The sequence below is a fragment of the Escherichia sp. HH26CH genome (genome assembly GCF_009820205.1).
GTDB classification, from domain to species: domain Bacteria; phylum Pseudomonadota; class Gammaproteobacteria; order Enterobacterales; family Enterobacteriaceae; genus Escherichia; species Escherichia coli_F.
This window is the reverse complement of the sequence record NZ_VNXM01000025.1, coordinates 27,365-51,637: the sequence shown is the minus strand read 5'-3', so window position 1 is coordinate 51,637 and position 24,273 is coordinate 27,365. Positions and strand designations below refer to the sequence as shown.

Sequence of the window (24,273 nt, the reverse complement as noted above, 5' to 3'; positions counted from 1 at the left end):
AATGAAAAAACAAACCCAGCTGTTGAGTGCATTAGCGTTAAGTGTCGGGTTAACTCTCTCGGCGTCATTTCAGGCCGTTGCGTCGATTCCAGGCCAGGTTGCCGATCAGGCCCCTCTCCCCAGTCTGGCCCCAATGCTGGAAAAAGTGCTTCCGGCAGTGGTGAGCGTACGAGTGGAAGGAACGGCCAGTCAGGGACAGAAAATCCCGGAAGAATTCAAAAAGTTTTTTGGTGATGATTTACCGGATCAACCTGCACAACCTTTCGAAGGTTTAGGCTCCGGTGTCATCATCAACGCCAGTAAAGGCTATGTTCTGACCAACAACCATGTAATTAATCAGGCACAGAAAATCAGTATTCAACTCAATGATGGGCGCGAGTTTGATGCAAAACTGATTGGTAGCGATGACCAAAGCGATATCGCCCTTTTGCAAATTCAAAACCCGAGTAAATTAACGCAAATCGCCATTGCCGACTCAGACAAACTGCGCGTCGGTGATTTTGCCGTGGCAGTCGGTAACCCATTTGGCCTTGGGCAAACCGCCACCTCTGGCATTGTTTCCGCATTAGGCCGCAGCGGGTTGAATCTTGAAGGTCTTGAAAACTTTATCCAGACAGATGCTTCCATTAACCGCGGTAACTCCGGCGGTGCACTGTTAAACCTTAACGGTGAGTTAATTGGCATCAACACTGCAATCCTTGCGCCTGGCGGTGGGAGCGTCGGGATTGGATTTGCCATCCCCAGTAATATGGCGCGAACACTGGCGCAGCAGCTTATCGACTTTGGTGAAATCAAACGCGGTCTGTTAGGCATCAAAGGCACCGAGATGAGTGCCGATATCGCCAAAGCCTTCAACCTTGACGTGCAGCGTGGCGCGTTTGTCAGCGAAGTGTTGCCAGGTTCTGGCTCGGCAAAAGCGGGCATCAAAGCGGGCGATATTATTACCAGCCTCAACGGCAAACCGCTGAATAGCTTTGCTGAGTTGCGCTCTCGTATCGCAACCACCGAGCCGGGCACGAAAGTGAAGCTTGGCCTGCTGCGTAACGGCAAACCACTGGAAGTAGAAGTGACGCTCGATACCAGCACCTCTTCGTCGGCCAGCGCTGAAATGATCACGCCAGCGCTGGAAGGTGCAACCTTGAGCGATGGTCAGCTAAAAGATGGCGGCAAAGGTATTAAGATCGATGAGGTTGTCAAAGGAAGCCCAGCTGCTCAGGCAGGCTTGCAAAAAGACGATGTGATCATTGGCGTCAACCGCGATCGGGTGAACTCGATTGCTGAAATGCGTAAAGTGCTGGCGGCAAAACCGGCCATCATCGCCCTGCAAATTGTACGCGGCAATGAAAGCATCTATTTGCTGATGCGTTAATGTCGTAAACCGGGCATCAGGCTGACGTGTGATGTCCGGTTAACTCGTGGTATGCTGCTGCCGTTCCCTTTTTTAATGACGCCTCCATCATGTTTGTGAAGCTCTTACGTTCCGTTGCGATTGGATTAATTGTCGGCGCTATTCTGCTGGTTGCCATGCCTTCGCTGCGCAGCCTTAACCCGCTTTCCACTCCGCAATTTGACAGTACCGATGAGACGCCTGCCAGCTATAATCTGGCGGTTCGCCGCGCCGCGCCAGCGGTGGTTAACGTTTACAACCGTGGTTTGAACACCAACTCTCACAACCAGCTTGAGATCCGCACCCTGGGATCCGGTGTAATCATGGATCAACGCGGTTATATCATCACCAATAAACACGTCATCAACGACGCCGATCAGATCATCGTCGCCTTACAAGATGGACGTGTATTTGAAGCATTGCTGGTGGGATCTGACTCTCTAACCGATCTGGCGGTACTTAAAATTAATGCCACTGGCGGTTTACCTACCATTCCAATCAATGCACGTCGCGTACCGCACATCGGCGATGTGGTACTGGCGATCGGTAACCCGTACAACCTCGGGCAGACCATTACCCAGGGGATTATTAGTGCCACGGGTCGAATCGGTCTTAATCCGACCGGGCGGCAAAACTTCCTGCAAACCGATGCTTCCATTAACCACGGTAACTCTGGCGGCGCGCTGGTGAACTCGCTGGGCGAACTGATGGGCATTAACACGCTGTCGTTTGATAAGAGTAACGATGGCGAAACGCCGGAAGGCATCGGCTTTGCGATTCCTTTCCAGTTAGCAACCAAAATTATGGATAAGCTGATCCGCGATGGTCGCGTGATCCGCGGCTACATTGGTATCGGCGGACGTGAGATCGCACCACTGCACGCGCAGGGCGGTGGTATAGATCAACTGCAAGGGATCGTGGTTAATGAAGTGTCACCTGACGGCCCGGCGGCGAATGCGGGTATTCAGGTCAATGATTTGATTATTTCGGTGGATAACAAACCGGCCATCTCTGCTCTGGAGACGATGGATCAGGTGGCGGAAATTCGCCCTGGCTCGGTGATCCCGGTTGTAGTGATGCGTGATGATAAGCAGTTAACGCTGCAGGTCACCATTCAGGAATATCCGGCAACCAATTAAGGCCAACGTGAAAGACAAAAAAACCGGAGTCTATGCTCCGGTTTTTTATTATCCGCTAATCAATCACTTATTAACGAACTCTTCGCCCAGGGCGATATCTTTCTTCAGCGTATCCAGCATACCTTCCAGCGCGTTCTGTTCAAATGCGCTCAGAGTGCCGATAGATTTACGCTCTTCCACGCCGTTTTTACCCAGCAGCAGCGGTTGAGAGAAGAAACGTGCGTACTGACCGTCGCCTTCAACGTAGGCACATTCGACAACGCCTTGTTCGCCCTGCAGTGCGCGAACCAGAGACAGACCAAAACGTGCAGCTGCCTGGCCCATAGACAGGGTTGCAGACCCGCCACCGGCTTTCGCTTCAACCACCTCAGTACCCGCGTTCTGGATACGTTTGGTCAGATCAGCCACTTCCTGCTCAGTAAAACTAACGCCAGGAACCTGTGACAGCAGCGGCAGAATGGTAACACCAGAGTGACCACCAATAACCGGCACTTCAACTTCGCCTGGCTGTTTGCCTTTCAGTTCCGCAACAAAGGTGTTGGAACGAATGATATCCAGCGTGGTAACGCCGAACAGTTTGTTTTTGTCATAAACACCGGCTTTTTTCAGCACTTCAGCAGCAATCGCAACTGTGGTGTTAACCGGGTTAGTGATAATACCAATGCACGCTTTTGGGCAGGTTTTCGCAACTTGCTGTACCAGATTTTTCACGATGCCGGCGTTAACGTTAAACAGGTCGGAACGATCCATACCCGGTTTACGCGCTACACCTGCAGAGATAAGAACGACATCTGCGCCTTCCAGCGCCGGAGTCGCATCTTCACCAGAAAAACCTTTGATTTTCACAGCAGTAGGGATATGGCTCAGATCGACAGCCACACCGGGAGTCACTGGAGCGATATCATACAGAGAGAGTTCTGAACCTGAAGGCAGTTGGGTTTTTAACAGTAGTGCAAGCGCCTGGCCAATACCGCCAGCAGCGCCGAGGACTGCGACTTTCATCCTAAACTCCTTATTATATTGATAAACTAAGATATGTTGCTCCGCTGCCGCGACCTTAATCCACAAAATTGCCGTTTACAATGACCACATCTCAAGAATGTGTAGTCACGCAAGTTTAGCGTTTATGCATTTAATTGCCGTAATCAGGAACCTAACTTACGTAATTAACAGTCGCTTATGCATTAGCGCAACATTCCAACAGGTGGTGACAATATACCCTACCGTTCAGCCAAAACAACATCAATTTGATAACAATTAATTTACTTTTAAGCAGAATTTGCATGCCGTGACGCAGGCATGTTTCTCAATAACGAAATTTGATAAAATCCCGCTCTTTCATAACATTATTTCAGCCTTCTTCAGGGCTGACTGTTTGCATAAAAATTCATCTGTATGCACAATAATGTTGTATCAACCACCATATCGGGTGACTTATGCGAAGCTCGGCTAAGCAAGAAGAACTAGTTAAAGCATTTAAAGCATTACTTAAAGAAGAGAAATTTAGCTCCCAGGGCGAAATCGTCGCCGCGTTGCAGGAGCAAGGCTTTGACAATATTAATCAGTCTAAAGTCTCGCGGATGTTGACCAAGTTTGGTGCTGTACGTACACGCAATGCCAAAATGGAAATGGTTTACTGCCTGCCAGCTGAACTGGGTGTACCAACTACCTCCAGTCCATTGAAGAATCTGGTACTGGATATAGACTACAACGATGCAGTTGTCGTGATTCATACCAGCCCTGGCGCGGCGCAGTTAATTGCTCGCCTGCTGGACTCACTGGGCAAAGCAGAAGGTATTCTGGGCACCATCGCTGGCGATGACACCATCTTTACTACCCCTGCTAACGGTTTCACCGTCAAAGACCTGTACGAAGCGATTTTAGAGCTGTTCGACCAGGAGCTTTAATCTCTGCCCCGTCGCTTCTGGCGGCGGGGAAAATGTTGCTTTTCCCTCTCATCCCCCTGCTTTCTCCTACGATTAATTTAACGAATAGTGCGTTTTAGCGCGACATATCATTCACATAATGAATACATGAGTTAAAAAAAGCACATTATGCAAAATTCATTATCTAATTGAAAATAATAGAATTAATAATAAATAACCGTGTTTTTAATTCTTTTTTGTTATTAAAACTCACACTTTTAACACTTAGTATCAACTGAAACAGTTAGCGTGGTATTAATTAGTTCAATAATTAGTGTATACTTGATTTTGTGATATGGGTCACGAAACAAAGGCCCAGCTAAAAGATTATGTCGAGGTAAAAATCATGAAAATCAAAACCACTGTTGCTGCATTAAGCGTACTTTCTGTTCTCTCTTTCGGTGCATTCGCTGCCGACTCCATTGATGCTGCACAAGCACAAAATCGTGAAGCAATCGGGACCGTATCCGTAAGTGGTGTGGCGTCTTCGCCAATGGATATGCGTGAAATGCTGAACAAAAAAGCGGAAGAGAAAGGCGCAACGGCCTACCAGATTACTGAAGCTCGTAGCGGTGACACCTGGCACGCTACGGCTGAACTGTACAAATAAACCCTCATCGTCTTGTCCGACGATATTGCCCCCGGTTCGGGGGCTTTTTTTTGCGCTAATGACGAACATTAAAACGCAAATGCCCTTCCAGCTCTTCCTCTGCCTCATCAAACAGCAATATTAACGCGCCAAAACGGCGACGCGTTTTCTCTCCCAGATGAACAAATTCAATCTCAAGTGGTAGCGGCAGGACATCGTTCATTAACACATCCCATAGAGAGTCGAGATCGCGTACTTTATCTTTTGCCAGACCAAAGGTTTGGCTAAAGTCGCGATAAAAATCCTCCTAACTCTCAATCTCATCAAAATCAAAGGTATAAATATTCATCTGTTGCCACCGTCACGTTTCGCGGCGAGTTCTGCCGTTCATTGCTAAGTATAGCCATGAAAAAACCGACGCTTTTGGCGTCGGTTTTGACTTAACTATCGGTCAACGCATGTTGATACTTATGGAGCATCCCCGTAAGCCGATGTACCGGTTCCGTCACCTGCGGAGGCGCTTGCCAGATGCGTAGCTTTTCCTGGTAGATTTCCAGTTCTTCCAGCAACTGGCCAAAGTACCGACGGCGTTTATCATCGCTACGGGCAGATATCACATGGTCTGCTGTGCGGCGCATTTGTCGGTGAAACGCCGATAAATCCTCGTTAACCGGGATCGGCGCATCACGCAGGCGCTGGTGCGCAATAATCATCGTCAGCGCCAGGCGAAATTTCGGCAAATCCCCTGGGAACTTATTCATCAACAAAAACAGCTGCTGATAAAGAGCCGGGAGATGGTTCTCTTTACGACGTGCCACATTGGTAGTCATCGCGGAAACAGCGGCAGAAACAAACTGATTAAGCAGTACACGTCCAGTCCTGTCGCGCGATTTATCCCGCACCAGCAAAATAACGGTGAACGCGAGCACACAGCCAACGATTTGCCCTAATGCGCTGTCGAGAAACTGACTGAAATGGAAAGTCATCGGGTTATCCAGCACGATAATGTTTATGGTGCTGGCCAGCGCCCCCATCGAGCCCAATCGCCGTTTCTGTACTTCAATGCCAAGGAAGAATCCCAGCACTGCCAGGCTAATACACAGCAATAACATGCTTTGTTGGGTATTAGGGATAATCACCAAAAAGTAGAGTAGCCCTAACGGCAGCGCCGCCAGCGTCCCATAAATAAAGTCGATCGCCACCATGCGTGGATTCGGCAAACGCATTGCCAGTGACGTCACTACCGCAATCATCACCATTGCACCACTGCCGGAAGTCCAGCCCGTCCACAGCCAGAAAAGCGTCCCCAGAATGCAGGAAAGTGTGGTTCGCCAGAAGTTAACCATCGCATGATGACGTTCGGCTGACTCTACTTTGACTTCCGGTTCGCCTTGCAGGATCTCTTCTTCAGTAGCGTTGATTTTTGTGTTACTGATAACGCCGCGCTTGAGAAGCTGATAACGCGTTGCCGCCGCGACCCAGCTATAAATGGTGACAGGCGTTTCCCGTTCCCCGGTCCAGGCGATAACTCTCCGCAGGCGTTTGAGCTGCTTGTGGACGTCCTGCGCGGTTTCTACCGGCGTGTCAAAAAATTCGCGGAAAGTATCAGTGATCAATTCCGGGCGCGTATTCTGAATAAGATAAGTTTCGCAGGATTGGGTAATCAGCGTCAGCGATAGCGTATTGATCGCTTTTAAACGTCGATTGGCCCGCGCCCAGCGGGAAGATTCCATATTCAGGTTGCTGCGCATACCTTGTAACGCCGTGGTGCGTCGCACCAGATCGCCCCAGGCTTTATCGACAACTTCACCATCGCCATGCTTGATACAGAGTTGCATTAATTGATATTGCGCGACCAGCAAACTTTCCAGCTCTCGATCCACTTCTTGTTTGATCGATCGCGGAGAAAAGAGCAAATCCGCCATAATTGCACACACAATACCGATAACGATCTCGCTACAACGTTCGACGGCAAACTGCGGCGTAAGCAATGGTTCCGGCTGAATGGTGATCACAATGATCAGCGCGGTATAACCGGCCAGCCCCCACGCATACGAGTTTTCTATTCGTACCAGCGAGGATATCCAGGTACAAAAACCGGCCCAGATACAGCACACCAGAATCATCAATAATGGTGCGCGGATCATCGCAATGATGATCACCAGTCCGGCAATACAGCCAATAAATGTGCCGATGATGCGCAAAAAGCCACGATAGCGAATAGCGCCAGAATACGGTTCACCTCCCGCAGCAAAGGCCGGACCAGCGGCAACAATCGCCGCTGTCAGTACCGCCCAGCGTGGCGTTTCCAGCTGGAAGTGAAAGCCAACAAACAGCGCCAGTACAATGGCGGTCGCCAGTTTTACCGCAAAGCGAATATGTTGGTTAGCAATGGAGAAAATACCCATCGTGATTAACCAAACTCACGCAGGCGATGGGCCATTTTACGGAAGAACGAATCCTGGCTTTCGTCGCGATCTTGTTTACCAGTGACCACCACTGTAGCAGTGGTGCCCGCAGGCCAGATGTTCTCTTGCTGGTTGTCGAGACGAATACGAACCGGAACACGTTGCGCCAAACGCACCCATTCAAGGTTAGAGTCGATGGTCGCCATCCCTTTGTCGTCACGCGTGCTGCTGGCGTTGGTGACCCCAGCGGCAACACTATCAACAGTCCCTTTCAGCACTTTGTTACTGCCAAGCGGCGTGATCTCTGCACGATACCCAGGGCGCACCCCTTCCAGCTTAGTTTCTTCCATATAGGCCAGTACATAGAAGGAGTTCTGTTTCACCAGCGCAACTGCCGTTGATCCACGGGTAATAAACTCACCGGTATAGACGTTGAGGTTGGTCACCCAGCCATCTGCTGGCGCGCGGATCACCGTGCGTTCAAGATCCAGTTTTGCCAGATCGCGGGTCGCCTGCGCTTTCGCTAACTGATGCAGAACCGTTTGTAGTACGTTGTTGGCCTGATCGATCTCTTCGCGAGACATCGCCTGCACACCGAGACGGTTACGACGTCCGGCCTCCTGGCGTTTCTCCTGTGCCAGTACCTGATAATAAGCAACATCGGCTTGCGCTTCCTCAAGCGCCTTTTGATAACGCGGCTGGTCGATGGTGAACAGTACCTGTCCTTTTTTCACCAGCTGGTTATCATGAACATTCACCTGGGTAATGAGTCCAGAAACGTCCGGCGCGATCGCAACGACGTCAGCGCTAAAGCGCGCGTCACGCGTCCACGGGGATTCGGTGTAATAGACCCAGGCATTAAAAATTGCGATAAAGGCCAGAATGACTAATACGACCGTGATGGCCGTACGGGAGAATTTTCTTATTAGTGTTTTCACTTCAACCTCAAACGAACAGTCGCGATATCAAATAAAACAAGCAGCAATAGAGCGCGGTGTTGAACAACGCCGGATGCCAGACAAAGTCGTAGATACCTGTTGGCACAAGTACCCGGCGCACCAGCCAGAAAATCGCCAGTGATAAAAGCAATTCGAAAAATATCGGTGGGAAGGACAGCCCAAACACCACGATAACGGGAAACAGACTCATGTTGACCTTGGTTGTATAGAGAGAGCAGGCGTTATTATTTTCAGCATCTGTCGCCGCAGAGAAGGGCATGGAAAGCCGGGCGAGAGCAACATTGCTGTAGATTGATATTTAATATATTAACGTAACTGTTATGCTGTTATCTATATTATGTGATCTAAATCACTTTTAAGTCAGAGTGAATAATGGAACGACTAAAACGCATGTCGGTGTTTGCCAAAGTAGTTGAATTTGGCTCTTTTACCGCCGCCGCCAGACAGCTACAGATGAGCGTTTCGTCCATCAGTCAGACGGTGTCAAAACTGGAAGATGAGTTGCAGGTAAAGCTGTTAAACCGAAGCACACGCAGCATTGGCCTGACCGAAGCCGGTAGAATTTACTACCAGGGCTGCCGTCGGATGCTTCATGAAGTGCAGGATGTTCATGAGCAACTGTATGCCTTCAATAACACCCCCATCGGGACGCTGCGCATTGGTTGTTCTTCAACTATGGCACAAAATGTTCTCGCCGGGCTGACAGCCAAAATGCTGAAAGAATACCCAGGTTTGAGCGTCAATCTGGTTACCGGAATTCCTGCCCCCGACCTGATTGCCGATGGTCTGGATGTGGTGATCCGCGTCGGCGCGTTGCAGGATTCCAGCCTGTTTTCCCGCCGTCTGGGCGCGATGCCAATGGTGGTGTGCGCCGCGAAAAGCTATCTCACACAATACGGCATACCGGAAAAACCCGCCGATTTAAGTAGCCATTCATGGCTTGAATACAGCGTGCGGCCCGACAATGAATTTGAACTGATCGCACCGGAAGGGATCTCGACTCGCCTGATCCCGCAAGGGAGATTTGTGACTAATGATCCGATGACGCTGGTGCGCTGGCTGACTGCAGGCGCTGGGATCGCCTACGTGCCGCTGATGTGGGTGATCAACGAGATCAATCGCGGGGAACTCGAGATCCTGCTGCCGCGTTACCAGTCAGATCCACGCCCGGTTTATGCGTTGTATACCGAAAAAGATAAGCTGCCGCTGAAGGTACAGGTCGTGATCAACTCACTGACGGATTATTTTGTTGAGGTCGGTAAATTGTTTCAGGAAATGCACGGGCGCGGGAAAGAGAAGTAATTAATATTGTACTGTTACGTAGTACAAACCTGTGCCAACGGGTTCCCCTCACCCTAACCCCAGAGGGGCGAGGGGACCGTTCGTATACGGAGAAGGATTAATTATCCTTCTGAAAATACTGAAATTATTACGCGGTACCGCCAACAGTCAGGTTATCAACTTTCAGCGTTGGCTGGCCCACGCCAACCGGTAAACTTTGCCCTTCTTTACCGCAGACACCCACGCCGTTATCCAGTTTCAGGTCGTTGCCCACCATCGAAATCTGCTGCATGGTTTCGATACCGGAACCAATCAACGTTGCGCCTTTCACCGGTTTAGTTACTTTACCGTTTTCAATCAGATACGCTTCTGAGGTGGAGAAAACGAATTTGCCGGAGGTGATATCCACCTGACCGCCACCAAAGTTCGGTGCATAGATACCGTACTCAACGGATTCAATAATTTCCTGCGGGGTCGATTTACCCGGCAGCATATAGGTATTGGTCATACGCGGCATAGGCAGATGAGCGTAGGATTCACGGCGACCGTTGCCAGTCGGCGTCATCCCCATCAAACGCGCGTTGAGTTTATCCTGCATGTAGCCTTTCAGAATGCCGTTCTCAATCAGCACGTTGTACTGGCCTGGCGTACCTTCGTCATCAATCGCCACCGAACCACGGCGATCGACCATCGTGCCGTCATCAACCACGGTACACAGTTCAGAAGCCACCAGCTCCCCTACCTGACCACTAAAGACCGAAGTACCACGGCGGTTGAAGTCGCCTTCCAGACCGTGACCCACCGCCTCATGTAACAGTACGCCCGGCCAACCTGCGCCCAGAACCACCGGCATGGTGCCCGCTGGTGCAGCAACGGCAGAAAGATTGACCAACGCCATACGCACTGCTTCTTTTGCCCACGCATCCGCACGGACTTCACCGTCGAGATCGGCAAGGAAGAACTCATAACCAAAACGACCGCCGCCGCCACTGGCACCGCGTTCGCGTTTGCCATCTTCTTCGACCAGAACGCTCACGGAAAGACGCACCAGCGGACGAACATCCGCCGCCAGCGTGCCGTCGGTGGCCGCAACCAGAATTAATTCATAAACGCCACTGAGGCTGGCAGTCACTTCCTGTACGCGCTTGTCCGCTTCGCGGGCAACTTTATCGACGCGACGCAGGATATCCAGCTTCTCTTCACGGCTCATGCTTTGCAGCGGATCTACCGAGGTATACAACGGGCTATGCTCTACCGCGCCCAGCGTCTGTACTTTGCCATCACCACTATCACGGACGATGGTGCGCGCCGCTTGCGCACTCTGTTCCAGCGCCAGCAGGCTGATTTGGTCTGCGTAAGCAAATCCGGTTTTTTCACCGCTGATTGCACGCACACCAACACCCTGATCGATGTTGTAAGAACCATCTTTAATAATGCGGTCTTCTAAAACCCAGGATTCGTGATAGCTCGACTGAAAATAGAGATCGCCATAATCAAGGCGACGTTCGGCCAGTTGACCGAGGATCGCGAACAAGTCCTGATGTTTCAGGCCGTTCGCCGCTAGCAATTGTTCACTTACCAGGTTCAGACTCATCGTTTTTGCTACTCGTTAGTTACTGCAGTAGAGGATTTTTTACGGCTGCCGGATGCGGCATGAACGCCTTATCTGGCCTACGGTTATGTTCCGGCTCGTTGGCCTTTGGCAACGATTATCATATGAGATTGGGGCAATTACGCGCCCTCGTCAAATCATTGCGCTTTTTCTTTACGCGGTTGGCGCAACACTTCGTTGATTTGCGGATCGTCCAGCGGACCCGAAATGTGATAGCGCAAAATGGAGACTTTGCTCCACAGCGGTCCCAGCACTTTACTGGCGGCAAACACTGCCGCGCCAACAATGGGGTTAACCGCAAAGGCCGCAGCCACACCCACCGTCGCAGAAATCTCTGGTGCGACAACCGCTTCCATATTCAGGTCGCGACGTACCAGATTTACCGACCCTTTCATAGCGATGTCCGCCTCCAGGCCATCCACCAGCGTGTCGTCGGTGTGCATAACGCCGTCTTTAATCCACGCGGTGCTGCGAATAGAGTCAAAATAGAACCCTTCGCCAAAGGTGTCTCTGAAATCAAAACGCAGCTTACGCATCAGGGCATCAACGCTCAGTAGGCGCAGCAATTGCCCTGCATGTCCGGTGTTGATTTCGGTAATTTCGCCTTTGCCCAGTTGAGTATGAATGATGCCATTCAACGTCGCCTCATCTGGCTGCCAGGGTGCTTTGCGCCAGTGTAAATCGTAATCCACATTAAATGACGACTGCCGTATGGGCGTCGTGACACCAAAAAATTCTGCGGCGGCATCAATTTTCTGCCCGCGCAGTTTTCCTTTCAGCGAGGTGCGTTCATTTCCCGGATTGTTAACCCATTCACCATCGGCAGTGAGCCGCGAAAAGCCAGTATCAATCAGTCCATTAGTCAGCGTTAACGTATCGCCAGAAATAGTGAGATCACTGTCAATACGACCGAATTTTTGCCCCCAGAACCAGCACTCTGCGCATCGTATTTGTGCGTCCGGCCAGCCACGGAAGTTAATGCGCTCCGTTGTCGGGAAAGGTGATGACGGCGTTGAATCACCACGAGTTTTCGCCTCGCTCGGGTTGTAATAAAGATATTTGATATTCGCCAGCCACGGCGCGTTATTACGCATCGCCAGCGTGGCGTTGATTTCACGCCCTTGCGCCTCAACCTGGGTGCCATTTGCCGTCGGTTGCGAAACAATACTCAGGTTATTCCATTGCTGATTTCCCAGCGACAACATAGGCGTACGTAACGTTATGTGTTGTGGGAAACTCGCTGCACCACCGACACTCTCCGCCGCACCTTTCTGGAACAGGGCCAGCCACTCGGCACCATTCATCGGCGGCATATTGAGTTCAACACCACTTTGTTCCGGCAACGGCGGGAGCGTTTTACTGTCTGCCGCCCAAATAGCACGGTCGAGCGTCAGCTTTTGACCGAGCAACCAGCGGCTATTGAAATGGTTATCCGCGCCAGCCTGTCCGGTTAATTCAAAGCTATTGAGGTTGCCATCGACCTTAATGTTAACCGGCAGCGATTCGCCAGCGGGTTTGGCTAACGGTGAAGGTAAGTGACTGCTCACATTCTTCAAATCGCCGTTTAGCTCTACGTTATACGTCGCGCCAGCATGATAAGGCAGCTCAATGCCCACTTTACCATCCCACGCCACGCTGCCACTTAATGCTTCGTTCACCGCTGCAGGCAGAACGCCGGTTTTCGCGGGTTGCCAGTTACCGTTGAGATTCACCGCGACCTGGTAGGCTTTTGCCCCTTCTTTGGTGGAGAAATCCACGTTCAACGGCTGATTAAACCAGCTTGCTGTCAGTGGTTCGCTTTGCAGATCGCCATTGATAAAGCTGAATTTACCGCTCAAATTTTTCAGTGTGCTATCAAGCGGTTTGATAAACAGACTGTTGTTACGCAGCGTCACTTCACCTTTCGCGGTAACCAGTTCGCCGTTTAGCGGAATATCGAGATGTAAGCGAGCATTCACATCGCCGTCGAGCTGGAGTTCTTGCAGGGTCGCACCCAGAGAATCTTTCAACGGTGTCTCATCAAAGTAAGGGCCAACGGCTTTACCCGGACCTTTAATGTCAGCGTCAATCAGCAGTTTTTCTTTTGAGTAGTCAGGGATCACTGCGGTGAGATTACTCGCGCGCACGCCGCCCAGATTAACGCCATCGGTTTTCATCCATAAACCGTCGTTAATAAAATCCAGTTCAATATCAAGGTTAGTTAATGCAGGCCAGTCCGGCTGGAAGGCAAACTTCGCGTTGCGCAGCGGCACCAGCACTTCAAACTGACCTTCGTTGTGTTTATAGGGGAAGAGTTGCGGATTGCCACCATAAACCAGCGTCGCGTTATCCGCTTCACCGCCCTGAATCGCGCCACTTAAGTAATCAACCAGGTCTTTACCCATCAAGTTTTCCGGGAAATAGCGCCAGGCTTGTGAACCATCATCGGTACTGATGCCAGCCAGAATACCCAGCCAGGGTTCATCGTTAGCAGGTTGCAGGTAACGAAAACCGCCGCGCGCATGGACGGCTTTGGCTTTAACGTCAATATTATGCCCATCCAGCTGGAAACCTTTGTCATTGTTCAGCCAGCTTATCGTAGCCTGGCCGTCTGCGATTTCCAGTGGCGCACGGAATACCGTTTCGTAAGGCATCTTTGCCTGCTTCATCGACGCGGTAAGCAAACCATTTTCTACGCTGCCGGAAAGCGTCCCGGAGAAGTGTTCCGCACCCGGTAATAATTTCCATTGCTTCCAGGCCAGATCGCTCCACGATGCCTGAAAACGGGTCTTGTCTGCCGCCTGAAGCGGGATATCCAGCGCCAGCGTGTTTATCTTGCCGCTCGGTTGTGTGGCGCGCCAAACCTCACCCAGCGCAGGTGAAAGTTTCGCTGCTAACGGGCGTATGCCTTCCAGTCCAGCCAACTCCAGATTACTGGCGCGAATCCGAAGTTCGTCACTGCGTTTATTGTTTTTGCCGCCAACGTCCTGTTCAGGTATCCAGGCCAGCGTCAATGCTCCGCTCGGCCAGGGTTTGCCGTCCATCGTGATCCGTGTGTCGGGAATAGAGAACTGCCAGCCCGGGTTTTCACGCGTAATATGCGCGGTCAGATTATCCACCGACAGCGTATGCGTTTGCTTCTCGCCCAACCAGCTGGCACCGCCCTGTTTCAGCCAGACGTCGCCGCCGGTTACATCGCCTTTATCGATCGTCATCCAGCCTTCAAGGGAGAACTGCGCCGTTTCCAGCGCAATATTGTCCTGCATCCATTTACCGAGCCACGGCTTCAGGTCGATGTCATCCGCCTGGACCCAGACGCGACCATTGCTTAACAACCCCTCATCATCGCGCAAATCCATGCGCACCTGCATCACGCCGTGCTGTCCGGTAAGGCTGGAGAGGCTTACCAGGCCTTCCGCACGGTGTCGACGTGGATCGTTCAGCCAGGTGAGTTGTGGGATCGCCAGCTCGGCGCGCTGACCGGATGGCGTCAGGAAACTGACTTCACTGTCGCGGAGATCGAAATGGTCGAATTGACGAAGAAACAGATCGCTGATGTGACTGGCTTCCAGGCTATCATTACCACCACCGCTGGTGATAGGAGTGTTGGTGCGAAAGCGCAGCTGCCAGAAAGTGAGATCACGAAACTGCCAGCGCATATGTAACAAGCTTTGCCAGACATCCAGCGCCAGAGTAACGCGTTTAACCGAAAATTCGCCGCCATCTTTTAGTTCTGCACGGATGTCGTGCGCTTCAAGCGTCGGGCCAAAATTCTGCCAGCTGGCTGAGAGCTGACTGGCTTCAACCGGCATGCCAGTCGCGGATTCTATTTTGTTGAGGATTTCCGGACGCCAGGCGTCAAGATGCGGTAAAGCAATACGCAGGCCGCTAACCAGCAGGGCAGCGATCACAACGAGCGCGGCTCCAGTAAGCAGTAAAATCCCCGGCAATCGCCTCACCCGTCACTCCTTGTCTGCTAAAAATGTGACTCAAAAACCCTTTGCCGGATGGCGGCCCAGCATCTGTTTACATCATTACGACGTCAAACTGCTCCTGGTTATAGAGCGGTTCAATTTGTACTTTAACCTGTTTGCCAACGAAAATTTCCACTTCCGCCAGCGAGTGTGACTCTTCGCCTTTCAAGGCTTCGGCTACTGCCGGAGAAGCATAGACCAGGAAACGGTCGGAATCGTAAGCATGGTGTACACGAACAATCTCGCGCATGATTTCATAGCATACCGTTTCCACGGTTTTCACCGTTCCGCGACCGTGGCAGGTTGGGCATTCGTTACATAGTACGTGCTCAATGCTTTCGCGGGTGCGTTTACGCGTCATCTCCACCAGCCCCAGCGCCGAAAAACCATTAACGCTGGTTTTCACCCGGTCTTTGCTCAACGCCTGCTCCAGCGAATGCAGTACGCGGCGACGGTGATCTTCATTATTCATGTCGATGAAATCAATAATGATAATCCCGCCCAGATTGCGCAACCGTAACTGGCGAGCGATAGCCTGCGTCGCTTCAATATTGGTATTGAAAATGGTGTCGTCCAGATTGCGATGACCGACAAACGCTCCGGTATTGATGTCCACGGTGGTCATCGCTTCGGTCTGGTCGATAATCAGATAACCACCGGATTTCAGTTCTACTTTGCGTTCCAGCGCTCGCTGGATTTCGTTTTCGACATCAAAGAGATCGAAAATCGGCTGGCGTCCGGTGTAATGCTCCAGCTTGCTGGTCATCTCGGGAATGTACTCCGAGGTAAACTCCAGCAATGCTTCGTAAGTCAGGCGCGAGTCAACGCGAATGCGGTCCAGCTCAGCGTCGGCGAAATCACGCAGAACACGCTGCGCCAGCGCCAGTTCGCCGTACAGCTGATAACGAGTCTGCGGGCGCTTTTTACGCTCCATGACTTTGGTCCAGACACGTTTCAGATAAGCGGCATCGGAGGCCAGTTCAGCCTCACCAACACCTTCCGCTGCAGTACGGATGATAAACCCGCCCTGCTCGTCGCAATACTCCGCGACCACTTTTTTCAGGCGTTCACGTTCGGATTCGCTTTCGATACGTTGGGAAACCCCAACATGAGAAGCACCTGGCATAAAAACCAGATAGCGAGATGGCAGAGTGATATCGGTGGTCAGGCGCGCACCTTTAGTACCAAGCGGATCTTTCACCACCTGCACCATCAGATCTTGCCCCTGACGGACCAGTTCCGAGATGTCGCGCACCGTGAATTGCTTTTGCTCTTCACCCGCCACACACTCAGTATGCGGCATGATGTCGGATGCATGAAGAAACGCGGCTTTATCCAGCCCAATATCTACAAAAGCCGCCTGCATACCCGGAAGTACACGACTTACACGACCCTTGTAGATATTGCCTACTATTCCGCGTCGCGCCTCACGTTCAATATGAATTTCCTGCAGAATACCGCCATCAATATACGCCACTCGCGTTTCCGAAGGCGTTACGTTTACCAACAATTCAGCCGTCATGTTTATCCCTTTTCTCACGCAGTGCGTTAAAATTACTTAATAATTCATACGTTTCAACCAGCGGTAAGCCGACTACGGCGTGATAGCTGCCATTTATCTTCCTGACAAAACAGCCACCCACCCCCTGAATACCGTATGCACCTGCTTTATCTAACGGTTCTCCGCTGGCGACATAGCCCGCGATGTCTTCGTCTGTTAACGTTCTGAACGTCACATCGGTGACCACCAGGCAATCGAGAATGTGCTGACTGTCGGCCAACGCCACTGCCGTCATCACCTGATGGGTCTGACCCGATAGTTTGCGCAACATCTGCGCCGCATGATCTGCGTCGCGCGGTTTCTCCAGCACTTCTCCATTCAGGATAACGATAGTATCCGCACCCAGCACCGGGAGATCCTGCGCCGTGTGCGTGACACCCGCCTGTGCTTTCTCGCGCGCCAGACGCACAACATATTGCTGCGCGCTCTCCTGCGGCTGACGCTGCTCCTCAATGCCCGTAACAATACGTTCAAAGGTCACGCCAAGTTGCGCAAGTAACTCCTGACGACGCGGAGAACCGGAAGCTAAATACAGAGAAGTCATAGAAACCTTTATTGCACTGCAAACTGCTGACGGACTTTACGCATCAGCAAGAAAATCCACGGCCAGAGCACTCCATTGACTACACTACTCCAGAACACTTCCGGTCTGAAAGAGACGTTAATCACTAAAAACTCTGCCCAGAAAACAATAATATCCACCACCAGCGAAAGCAACATGACGACCAGCGCCTGCTGCCATAATGCGAGGTTGCGGAAAAGCTGGTATTTCAGCGCCACCAGGTAAGCAATGATGCTCATCGCCAATACGCGTACGCCAAGCGTCGAGCCGCTGATCAGATCCAGTATGGCACCCATCACAAAACCTGTGCCCACATTTACGCGATGAGGCAAGGCCAGGATCCAATACAACAAGATGAGTAACACCCAGTTTGGCCGGAAAACAATCAGGTTATCCGGCCAGGGCATGATTTGCAGCAACAGCGCAATGAGGAAAGAGAGCCAGATTACCCAGCGTCCCTGGCTACGATAGCTCGCCACTATTGCCCTCCCGGCGCACGCGCAGGCGGTTGAGCACCACTTTGCGGCGGCGTAGCCCTTTGTGGAGAGCGATTAGCAGCAGGCTGTGTCGGCGCAGCAGGCGCAGTAGCTGCATTTCCTGTCGTCGGTTGCTGCGGAGTCGGCTGAGCGATCCCCGTTGCCGGTTCGGGTAACTTTGGCCCCATCGCGTCTGGCGAAGGCAATACCTGCGGCATCATCTGCATCAGACGTTCATTAGCAACACGATGCACCTCTTCCGGCGTCATCGGGTTAGCGCCGTTACGATCCGCGCCCCACAGCAGCAGCAGATAACGCAAACGTTGCAGTCCCGCAGTCGGACGCGCCTGAATCACAGTATAAGCGCGCTGGGTATCGAGTTTTACGGAAGAGACAACCGCCACCGGATAGCCTTCCGGGAAACGACCGCCCAGACCGGAAGTCACCAGCACATCACCAACACGAATATCCGTATTCGCTGGCAGATGCTCAAGCTGCAAATCATCCGTACAACCGTTACCGGCTGCAATTACGCGGATATCGTTGCGCAGCACCTGGATTGGCAGCGCGTGGGTCGCATCACAAATCAGCAGCACGCGACTGGTCAGTTTAGCGACGGCCACCACCTGACCAACAACACCTTTGTCGCTGATGACCGGCTGGCCTTCATAAACGCCATTAACGCTACCTTTATCGATAACAACTTGATCGCTATAAGGATCGTTAACCGTAGAGATAACCTGAGTCACCATTTTCTGCTCATCCTGACGCAGCGGGGAACCCAGCAGCTCGCGCAGACGCGCGTTCTCCTGTTTGTATTGTCCAAGCATCAGCAGTTCACTGTTTTTCAGCAACAGTTCCTGACGTAACGCCCGGTTTTCAAGTTCTAGTTGGTCACGCGAGGCCAGCGTCTGCGATACGCCATCCAGCAATTCACGAGGAGCATTGGAAACAAAGTAGAAAGGACTGACGGCGGTATCCATATAAGTACGGATTTGACTGAACGTCCCCAGGCGGCTGTCGGCAATAATAATGCCGAGCGCCACCAGCACCGCCAGAATAAGGCGAATCTGTAGCGACGGGCCACGGCTAAAAATTGGCTTCATAAGTTATGCGTATTCTCGTATCAGACCAGGCAGGGTAAACAGACGCTTCCCCTGCCTGTATCCGATTACTCTTCGCTGAACAGGTCGCCGCCGTGCATGTCGATCATTTCCAGCGCTTTGCCGCCACCGCGCGCCACACAGGTCAGCGGGTCTTCAGCAACAACGACTGGAATGCCGGTTTCTTCCATTAACAAACGGTCAAGGTTACGCAGCAGTGCGCCACCACCGGTGAGCACCATGCCGCGCTCGGAGATGTCGGAAGCCAGTTCCGGCGGACACTGTTCCAGTGCAACCATTACTGCGCTCACAATACCGGTCAGCGGTTCCTGCAGTGCTTCGAGGATTTCGTTGGAGTTCAGGGTAAAACCGCGTGGAACACCTTCTGCCAGGTTACGGCCACGAACTTCGATTTCACGGACTTCATCGCCCGGGTAAGCCGAACCGATTTCATGCTTGATACGTTCTGCGGTGGCTTCACCGATCAGAGAACCGTAATTACGACGCACATAGTTGATGATAGCTTCATCAAAACGGTCACCACCAATGCGCACGGAAGAGGAGTAAACCACGCCGTTCAAGGAGATAACAGCAACTTCAGTGGTACCACCACCGATATCAACCACCATAGAACCGGTCGCTTCAGAAACCGGGAGGCCAGCACCAATTGCGGCAGCCATCGGTTCTTCAATCAGGAAGACTTCACGGGCACCAGCGCCCTGCGCGGATTCACGAATTGCGCGGCGTTCAACCTGGGTTGCGCCAACCGGCACACAAACCAGAACGCGCGGACTTGGACGCATAAAGCTGTTGCTGTGCACTTGTTTGATGAAGTGCTGGAGCATTTTTTCAGTCACGAAGAAGTCGGCGATAACGCCGTCTTTCATTGGGCGAATAGCAGCAATATTGCCCGGCGTACGGCCCAGCATCTGCTTCGCGTCATGACCTACTGCAGCTACGCTTTTCGGTGAACCGGCACGATCCTGACGAATGGCCACCACGGAAGGCTCATTCAATACGATGCCTTGTCCTTTTACATAAATGAGGGTATTCGCAGTACCCAGGTCAATGGACAAGTCATTGGAAAACATGCCACGAAATTTTTTCAACATACTAAGGGATAATCCTGAAAGCTGGGGCGGAAAAGAAAATCCGCTTACTTTACCAACCACACGCAGCAGCGACAAGGCGCAAAAATCATCTGCTACGGTGAAAATTAGTGCAGTTCGTTTCCTTTGTTACAAATCTCTGCCTGAGTCCAGAAAGGCTTAATGCATCAGCAGCATTCCTCGCCTGTTTGCAACCGCGTAAGGTCATTCATCTGCATATGTGCTGCAACAATCTGGCGAGCAGACAAGCACACTCCCATGAGACGCAGCGCGCGTTATTCTACGTGAAAACGGATTAAACGGCAGGTTAAACCGAGTATCTTTGTGAATATTTTTTCACGTTAGTATCAAGTGGCTGTGAGGACGCGAAAAAATCCCCTTGCCCACCTGTAACACCGCGCTGAATCAGGGTCTGCCACTCGCTTCGCGAACGCACGCCGGTGGCGTAAACCTGGGTGCTGGTCCCGGAGCAGGCTTCCACCAGGCTTTGAACCAGCAGCTGATTCTCCGTTCGCTTCTCAATGTTTCTGACCAGCCCCGGATGGAGCTTGAGTAACTCAACATTAAGTTCTTTGATCCAACTGGTGCTTACCAGCGTCAAACCAGCCTGGTTGACGGCTACCCGCACCCCTAAAGCATTCACTAAACGAATAACAGGTTGTAAACGACTGATATGTTGACCTACATCGGCCTCTGCAAGTTCAATAATTATGCGTTTTCGTTGCGATCTTTCACATTGCATTAACGTATCGCGCAGCCAACGCTGAAAACGCGGGCGAATCAGCGACTCAACGGTAACCTGAATCGCCAGATTTTCCTCCGGCCAGTAACGCAATAGTGGAATAAGACGGCTGATTTGCAGGCGGTCATACTCTTCCGATAAGCCAAATTGTAAGACCATCGGCATATACTCCGCCGAGCTAACCTCTTCATTACCATCGAAGATGCGGCACATGAGTTCGCGATGATGAACCTGACCTTCGCGAGTAACCGCCGGTTTTTGATAAAGGCGCGGGCCGCCGCGACTGAGCATTTGCTCGATAAGCGTACGCCAGCGAACATTACCGCGTCCTTTTTCAGGCAACGAGTCATCGTAAATAGCCCAGCTATTGCCGCCCTGCAATCCCGCATTACGCGTGGCAGACTCTGCATGTTCCATTACCTGCTCGGTATCCTGACCACTACGCCAGGCACAGATACCAATGTGGATCATATCGTCGCGATCGAGCATTTTATTGTTCGGCAAGGTATCGACGGCTTTGATTAACTGACTGGCTATGCTCTCAGCCTCTTTTAACGTCCGGTGCGGCAACAGCGCAGCAAAATCACTGCGGTGGTAACGCGCCAGCAGTGCGCCAGGGTAGCGCATCATAAATGTCGACAGCAGATTCGTCAGAGTGAAGAACTGTTCTTCAACCTGGCTGTGCCCCCAGGTATCGCTCAACATATTGAAATCCGGTAGACGAATCATCATCACGATCCCGTGGGTACCTACTTTCTCCTGATCTTCCAGTAACGTTGCTAACTGATTATCGAAGAAGAGTCGGTTATTGAGGCCGGTTTTCATGTCCTGGGCGGCATAAGAGCGGATCAGCGTATCAAGACGGCTGTGTTGTTCGCGTGCGTTCTGAATTTCACGAAGCAGCGTATCCAGCGCACTGCTGGTTCTGGGCGGCCATTCATAGATGGTTCCCAACACATTAGAGCCACGCTCACCGTTTAAGATACGAGTAGCCCGGGTTTCCAGTAATTCTTGCCCGGCAAGTTGCCGTTGTAACCAGCGTACCGCCAGGAAGAGCATAAGAATGATAAAGCCAATCGCCCCCGTGAGCGGCGCGGTGGTCATCAACGAATGGAAATAGTTGCCCATCGGATCCTGATAAACCAGACGCAGCGACATCCCCGGATGCTTTATCAACGGAACGCTCAGTTCGCGAAACAGATCGCTGGTGCCAACCGGACGATAACTACCATTTCTGGCGAGGGTATAAACCTGTTTATCACCATGTAGCAGGTCTACACGAACGATATCTGCTGACATCATTAATTCGGTAATTTGTGGCCTTAATGCGCTGAAGTCATTCGACACAAGGTGGGTATCAATCGCCGTCGCCACCGCCTGAACGCGATGACTAAACTTATACTGAATGGCGTTGTAGAAACTTAGCGAACAGCCCAACAAAGTCACAAAAATTGTTAACCCGGTGAGCAGCGTAACAAAGGCCGAAAATTTCGTCGTTAATCTCATCCTTGTGTTAACTCCGATAGTGAGGAAGCGGGCATACTAGCAAATCAGATTTATCTCGCAATTTATTGCGCTTCATCGGCTTTGCTTTTCCATTAGCGAGTATAGTCTTCAGAAATTATTTTCCAATCCATCATGCACATGAGGACCACTTATGCAGGCGTTACTTTTAGAACAGCAGGACGGCAAAACTCTCGCATCGGTACAGACTCTGGACGAAAGTCGCCTGCCGGAGGGCGATGTCACGGTTGATGTTCACTGGTCGAGCCTGAACTACAAAGATGCGCTGGCAATTACCGGTAAGGGAAAAATCATCCGTAATTTTCCGATGATTCCTGGGATCGATTTTGCCGGAACTGTACGCACCAGCGAAGATCCGCGTTTTCATGCCGGTCAGGACGTATTACTCACTGGCTGGGGCGTTGGTGAAAACCACTGGGGTGGGCTGGCGGAGCAGGCGCGAGTGAAAGGTGACTGGCTGGTTGCCATGCCGCAAGGGCTGGACGCGCGTAAAGCAATGATTATCGGTACTGCCGGTTTTACCGCCATGCTGTGTGTGATGGCGCTGGAAGATGCCGGTGTTCGCCCGCAGGACGGCGAGATTGTCGTAACGGGTGCCAGTGGTGGCGTCGGCAGTACCGCCGTGGCGCTGCTGCATAAGTTGGGTTATCAGGTCGTTGCCGTTTCCGGTCGCGAAAGTACCCATGAATATCTGAAAAGTTTAGGTGCCAGCCGTATTCTTCCTCGCGATGAGTTTGCCGAATCCCGTCCTCTGGAAAAACAACTCTGGGCTGGGGCAATTGACACCGTTGGCGACAAAGTGCTGGCGAAAGTGCTGGCGCAAATGAATTACGGAGGCTGCGTGGCAGCTTGTGGTCTGGCGGGTGGTTTTACTCTGCCAACCACGGTCATGCCATTTATTCTGCGTAATGTCCGTTTACAGGGGGTGGATTCAGTGATGACGCCACCAGCACGCCGCGCACAAGCCTGGCAGCGACTGGTCGCCGATTTACCGGAATCATTCTATACCCAGGCGGCAAAAGAGATATCTCTGGCAGAGGCACCGAAATTTGCCGAGGCCATCATTAATAACCAGATCCAGGGTCGCACGCTGGTGAAGGTTAACTAACCATTTAGCAGGGAATAATAAGAGAGGGAACTCATTTTGAAATCATTATTCAATCGGTTAACGGGAAAAGCGGTTAGCCGGACAGCTTTCGTCGAACATCTTGGTCAGAAAGTTGTACAACATAATCCAAACTGGAAAGTCATGATTTCGACTGACCATAAATTGATGCGCATTGTTACTCCACTAAACAGCCATTATTGATACGCCTCCGTCGCCTGTTAGGTTTATGGTGCTTTGCCTGGGCGACGCTACGCTTAACCTGTTACTGATTTCTGGTACCATGGGGTGAATAATCTGATTTTATTTGCCTACAAATTAACCACTCGAACGTATTTGATGCTGAGCATTGTCAGTTTGTTGATTTTGCGCGCTTTAGCATTCACGTTTATCCAGACGATGCAGTGAAAATTGGGCAATCCCCAGCAACCGCTGCGTAATGTCGTCTATCTTGTCGCGATCCTGGCATCCCTACATTATTTGTGGTCTGTGAAGATTATCTCATTGCAGCCCCTCATCTTCGCAGGGCTGGCTTTACAACTTTTAGCCTTACGTTATAAGAAGTTCCGTCGATGATGGCGCTAATTTCGTGAATTGTGCTGCTTGTTGCAAATTACACGGTGTTGAAGGTTATTTACATGTTAGCTGTTGATTATCTTCCCTGATAAGACCAGTATTTAGCTGCCAATTGCTACGAAATCGTTATAATGTGCGACCTCGTTCTCCCTGACGCAGTTTTTGCGCTGCGGAAAAGGTGACATTGGCGCAACGAAGGTATATTTTGTTTTTTGCCGGAGGATAGCAGCAGATCGCTGCACAATGTCCGTCAAGTCTAACA

18 protein-coding genes and 1 pseudogene are annotated in these 24,273 nt (G+C 51.4%); 6 read left to right on the top strand and 13 right to left on the bottom strand.

Annotated features, from left to right (window positions below; genetic code table 11):
• Position 1: 1 nt before the first annotated feature.
• Both degQ and degS read left to right on the top strand, forming a co-directional pair.
• Positions 2-1,369, top strand: a complete 1,368-nt coding sequence (degQ, locus tag FQ015_RS08770) for a serine endoprotease DegQ (RefSeq protein WP_001316675.1) — start codon at positions 2-4, stop codon at positions 1,367-1,369.
• An 89-nt stretch (positions 1,370-1,458) separates the two neighbouring features.
• Complete coding sequence (gene degS / locus FQ015_RS08765) at positions 1,459-2,526, top strand: outer membrane-stress sensor serine endopeptidase DegS (RefSeq protein ID WP_000497723.1); 1,068 nt, start codon at positions 1,459-1,461, stop codon at positions 2,524-2,526.
• A gap of 63 nt (positions 2,527-2,589) precedes the next feature.
• On the opposite strand, the gene mdh is transcribed toward degS, so the two are convergent.
• Entirely contained in the window at positions 2,590-3,528 is a 939-nt protein-coding gene (gene mdh / locus FQ015_RS08760; RefSeq protein WP_001295272.1) for a malate dehydrogenase, read from the bottom strand.
• 434 nt (positions 3,529-3,962) lie between these two features.
• Between mdh and argR the strand changes: the two genes are divergently transcribed.
• Positions 3,963-4,433, top strand: a complete 471-nt coding sequence (gene argR / locus FQ015_RS08755) for a transcriptional regulator ArgR (RefSeq protein WP_001257846.1) — start codon at positions 3,963-3,965, stop codon at positions 4,431-4,433.
• A gap of 364 nt (positions 4,434-4,797) precedes the next feature.
• Entirely contained in the window at positions 4,798-5,061 is a 264-nt protein-coding gene (gene yhcN / locus FQ015_RS08750; protein WP_000695690.1) for a peroxide/acid stress response protein YhcN, read from the top strand.
• A 55-nt stretch (positions 5,062-5,116) separates the two neighbouring features.
• On the opposite strand, the pseudogene FQ015_RS08745 reads toward yhcN, so the two are convergent.
• The 4 genes and pseudogenes from FQ015_RS08745 to aaeX all read right to left on the bottom strand — a co-directional run bounded on the left by FQ015_RS08745 (position 5,117) and on the right by aaeX (position 8,597).
• Positions 5,117-5,389, bottom strand: a pseudogene (locus FQ015_RS08745) (barstar family protein).
• A 91-nt stretch (positions 5,390-5,480) separates the two neighbouring features.
• Positions 5,481-7,448 carry a p-hydroxybenzoic acid efflux pump subunit AaeB gene (gene aaeB / locus FQ015_RS08740; RefSeq protein ID WP_000510964.1) on the bottom strand — a complete coding sequence of 656 codons (1,968 nt, stop codon included), beginning with the start codon at positions 7,446-7,448 and terminating at the stop codon, positions 5,481-5,483.
• Positions 7,449-7,453: 5 nt separating this feature from the next.
• Entirely contained in the window at positions 7,454-8,386 is a 933-nt protein-coding gene (gene aaeA, locus FQ015_RS08735) for a p-hydroxybenzoic acid efflux pump subunit AaeA (RefSeq protein ID WP_000854033.1), read from the bottom strand.
• Between the two features lie 7 nt (positions 8,387-8,393).
• On the bottom strand, positions 8,394-8,597 hold the full coding sequence (gene aaeX, locus FQ015_RS08730; protein ID WP_000051841.1) for a p-hydroxybenzoic acid efflux pump operon protein AaeX: 204 nt from the start codon (positions 8,595-8,597) through the stop codon (positions 8,394-8,396).
• 182 nt (positions 8,598-8,779) lie between these two features.
• Here aaeX and aaeR point away from each other — a divergent pair, with 182 nt between their 5' ends.
• The gene (aaeR, locus tag FQ015_RS08725; protein WP_000440317.1) at positions 8,780-9,709 is read left to right on the top strand and encodes an HTH-type transcriptional activator AaeR; all 930 of its coding nucleotides are present in this window, start codon (positions 8,780-8,782) and stop codon (positions 9,707-9,709) included.
• A 127-nt stretch (positions 9,710-9,836) separates the two neighbouring features.
• Here aaeR and tldD read toward each other — a convergent pair whose 3' ends face one another.
• The 8 genes from tldD to csrD all read right to left on the bottom strand — a co-directional run bounded on the left by tldD (position 9,837) and on the right by csrD (position 22,312).
• The gene (gene tldD, locus FQ015_RS08720; RefSeq protein ID WP_000055909.1) at positions 9,837-11,282 is read right to left on the bottom strand and encodes a metalloprotease TldD; all 1,446 of its coding nucleotides are present in this window, start codon (positions 11,280-11,282) and stop codon (positions 9,837-9,839) included.
• A 155-nt stretch (positions 11,283-11,437) separates the two neighbouring features.
• Positions 11,438-15,238, bottom strand: a complete 3,801-nt coding sequence (gene yhdP / locus FQ015_RS08715) for an AsmA2 domain-containing protein YhdP (RefSeq protein ID WP_160523966.1) — start codon at positions 15,236-15,238, stop codon at positions 11,438-11,440.
• A 67-nt stretch (positions 15,239-15,305) separates the two neighbouring features.
• Entirely contained in the window at positions 15,306-16,775 is a 1,470-nt protein-coding gene (gene rng, locus FQ015_RS08710) for a ribonuclease G (RefSeq protein WP_000123197.1), read from the bottom strand.
• Entirely contained in the window at positions 16,765-17,358 is a 594-nt protein-coding gene (yhdE, locus tag FQ015_RS08705; RefSeq protein ID WP_000203102.1) for a nucleoside triphosphate pyrophosphatase YhdE, read from the bottom strand. The genes rng and yhdE overlap by 11 nt, the downstream gene beginning before the upstream one ends.
• Before the next feature lie 8 nt (positions 17,359-17,366).
• Positions 17,367-17,855 (bottom strand): rod shape-determining protein MreD, encoded by a 489-nt coding sequence (gene mreD, locus FQ015_RS08700; RefSeq protein ID WP_000179409.1) that lies wholly within the window; start codon positions 17,853-17,855, stop codon positions 17,367-17,369.
• Positions 17,855-18,958 (bottom strand): rod shape-determining protein MreC, encoded by a 1,104-nt coding sequence (gene mreC, locus FQ015_RS08695; protein ID WP_000802516.1) that lies wholly within the window; start codon positions 18,956-18,958, stop codon positions 17,855-17,857. The genes mreD and mreC overlap by 1 nt, the downstream gene beginning before the upstream one ends.
• 65 nt (positions 18,959-19,023) lie before the next feature.
• Positions 19,024-20,067: a rod shape-determining protein MreB gene (gene mreB, locus FQ015_RS08690; protein ID WP_000913396.1), complete on the bottom strand. Its 1,044-nt coding sequence runs from the start codon at positions 20,065-20,067 to the stop codon at positions 19,024-19,026.
• A gap of 304 nt (positions 20,068-20,371) precedes the next feature.
• A complete protein-coding gene (gene csrD / locus FQ015_RS08685) occupies positions 20,372-22,312 on the bottom strand; it encodes an RNase E specificity factor CsrD (protein WP_001241406.1) in 1,941 nt (646 codons plus the stop codon).
• 151 nt (positions 22,313-22,463) lie between these two features.
• Between csrD and acuI the strand changes: the two genes are divergently transcribed.
• Positions 22,464-23,438 carry an acrylyl-CoA reductase (NADPH) gene (acuI, locus tag FQ015_RS08680; protein ID WP_001148460.1) on the top strand — a complete coding sequence of 325 codons (975 nt, stop codon included), beginning with the start codon at positions 22,464-22,466 and terminating at the stop codon, positions 23,436-23,438.
• Positions 23,439-24,273 lie beyond the last annotated feature (835 nt).